We start from the raw sequence: 1,443 nt of genomic DNA on the forward strand, positions 1-1,443 counted from the left end.
TGAAGCCAGTGAATCAGAAATCATCCAACAGCGCGAGGTTTTTGCGGGTGTCCAGCTGAGAAGGCCGAAAATCCGCACCGCGCATCCGCATCTATCCATTGCCAATCACGATGTCATCATCCAACCAGGATTTGAGCGAAAAAACCAGCGGGTTATTCAGCAGCCTGCTAATGCTCATTACAGCATTTCAACAGAATTCTGAACTGGCTGAATCAGATTTTTATATGGCCAAAAAAATATCTCGATCTGAATTGGTGATAGAAGCATCGCTTTCCGATGATGAAGATCGTCTTGTTATGCGAATACTAGACTATTACGAGGTAATCGCCACAGCAAGCCGACAAAGATATTTGGATCCTCACGTGGTCGCTAATCTGCGCGGTGGAGCTATGTGTGCTGCTTACGATATATGTAAAACCTATATCCAAATTCGACGAGAAAAAACAGGAGTAAGAATATATTCAAATTTCGAGTGGTTTTATAATCTTAACAGGCGTCGTTTAGCTGATTAGATTAATTTTATATTCGATGCTTTCATAATCTTCACCATTTATGTAAGGTATTTTTGGTAGATTCTCATTTTTCTTGAAGGTAAAGGAGTGAAGTTCTTCGCAAAGACCAGACAGAAGCGTGTATTTTCCATCTGGCCAAGCGACACAAGATTTACCACCAAAATCAATATCGCCTACTTTGCCGACTTGATTTACAAAAATTACCGGTACGCCAAATTCGATGGCGCGAGACCTGACTATCACCTCTGGGACATAGTCGAAATGCCGACTTGAGGCAGTGGGCACAATGATTACGTCAATATCTCTGTGCGTTTTGAATAATTTGTCAAATATTTGTGGGAAATTAACTTCGTAACATATTAGTATTGCAATTTTTTTCCCATTTATATTGTGAACTCTGTGAGAAGGTCGGGTTGCGAAAGTCACTTTTTCGAAATTGCTGTATAAAAATGCTTTGTTACATAGATATCGTATTTCCCCGTCGGGCTGAGCGCTGAAAACAGCATTTAGTAATTCTCCATTCTGCAAATGAGGAGCTCCAAAAATACAATGAATTTTTAGAGATTTACAGACTTCTGCAAGGCGATTCGTAGCTTGTTCTGCGAAAATTCTGCTTTTTGCTTCTCGAATATCCGTAGAGAGGCCGCCTATAAATAGCTCTGGAAATATGACTATATTAGATTTTATTTTATTTTATGTTGTTCATTCAATAAGCTATCTATGTATTGTTTATAGTTGTTACTAGGATGAGTAATTGCAGGTGCTTGGCAGATGCCAATTCGATATTGATTTTCTTTATTCAAGGTTTAGCCTCTAATTAATGGCGCAAGTATACAGGCGGCTTGTTTTGCTTGGTCAATTTGGACTGTTTGTTGGAGCTGGACACCCGCAAAAACCCAATGATTTTGGCTTGGCCTTTTAGGAGCAGCCG

Annotated in this window: 3 protein-coding genes; 2 read left to right on the top strand and 1 reads right to left on the bottom strand. The window is 39.8% G+C overall.

Annotated elements, in window-relative coordinates; translation table 11 throughout:
- Together F0155_RS23535 and F0155_RS23090 are read left to right on the top strand one after the other, a co-directional pair.
- Positions 1 to 202, top strand: a 202-nt coding sequence (locus F0155_RS23535; protein ID WP_161599890.1) for a hypothetical protein, incomplete at its 5' end; no start/stop codon positions are given.
- Positions 171 to 512, top strand: a complete 342-nt coding sequence (locus F0155_RS23090; protein WP_150526916.1) for a DUF4760 domain-containing protein — start codon at positions 171 to 173, stop codon at positions 510 to 512. The genes F0155_RS23535 and F0155_RS23090, both read left to right, overlap by 32 nt.
- Here F0155_RS23090 and F0155_RS23095 read toward each other — a convergent pair.
- On the bottom strand, positions 501 to 1,199 hold the full coding sequence (locus F0155_RS23095; protein WP_150526917.1) for a nitrilase-related carbon-nitrogen hydrolase: 699 nt from the start codon (positions 1,197 to 1,199) through the stop codon (positions 501 to 503). The two genes, F0155_RS23090 and F0155_RS23095, sit on opposite strands and share 12 nt — an antisense overlap.
- Positions 1,200 to 1,443: the final 244 nt, after the last annotated feature.

The sequence above is a fragment of the Roseibium sediminis genome (assembly GCF_008711325.1).
Lineage (GTDB): Bacteria > Pseudomonadota > Alphaproteobacteria > Rhizobiales > Stappiaceae > Roseibium > Roseibium sediminis.